Source organism: Streptomyces sp. NRRL F-5123, from assembly GCF_000721495.1.
In the GTDB taxonomy this organism is placed as follows: Bacteria; Actinomycetota; Actinomycetes; order Streptomycetales; family Streptomycetaceae; genus Actinacidiphila.
The window spans coordinates 1-789 of the sequence record NZ_JOHY01000176.1 but is presented as its reverse complement, the minus strand read 5'-3'; the positions used below and the strand labels follow the sequence as shown (position 1 = coordinate 789).

At 67.4% G+C, this 789-nt stretch carries 1 protein-coding gene; it reads right to left on the bottom strand.

Translation table 11 applies throughout. The features are described 5' to 3' along the window. Nucleotides 1–564 (bottom strand): arabinose isomerase (locus tag IH54_RS44220; RefSeq protein ID WP_043183677.1); only part of this gene is annotated, 564 nt, incomplete at its 3' end. Between the last annotated feature and the right edge of the window lie 225 nt (nucleotides 565–789).

Below are 789 nucleotides of genomic sequence, written 5' to 3'. Positions count from 1 at the left end.
GGCGTACTCCTTGACCAGTGCGGAGACCGCCGCGTCGCTCGCCGAGTCCACCGCCTCGACCAGGTCGTTGACCCCGTAGGTGTTGACGGACACCCCGAAGCGCAGCTGCGCCTCGACCTTGTCGCCCTCGGTGACGGCCACATCGCGCATGTTGTCGCCGAAACGCGCAAGCCGGTTGAGGTTCATGAAGTCCATGTCGATGCTGGACCAGGGCAGTTCGACGTTGGCCTGGGTGTGCAGGTGCAGCAGCGGCTTGCGCAGCAGGTCCAGCCCCGCGATCCACATCTTCGCCGGCGAGAACGTGTGCATCCACGCGATCAGACCCACACACGCGTCATCCGCGTTCGCCGCGAGAACGACACCCGCGATAGCCGCCGCATCCGTCAGCACCGGCTTCCACACCACCCGCACCGGCGAACCCGCGGCAGCCGCCAACTGCCCGGCAATGGCCTGTGACTGCTCCGCCACCTGCGCGAGCGTGCCCGGCCCGTACAAACCCTGACTGCCCGTAAGAAACCAGACCTCACGCTCGACACCGGCCAACGGCGCGGACACAGCACTCATGCGACAACTCCTCGATCGACGGAACCGGCACCCTCACAGGCGACCGGGGCGGTGGTGGCGGGCGGCCATCAGTACGTGAGCGCTAACAATCAGCGGCGGAGACGAAGACACGCTTCAGGTACGCAGGGTCCTGAGGGCGCGCAGGCGGTGCATGACGGCGCTGCCGCCGCGTCCGAAGTGGTCGTGGAGGGTGCGGTATTCGGCGTAGAGGAGGTCGTAGGCCGC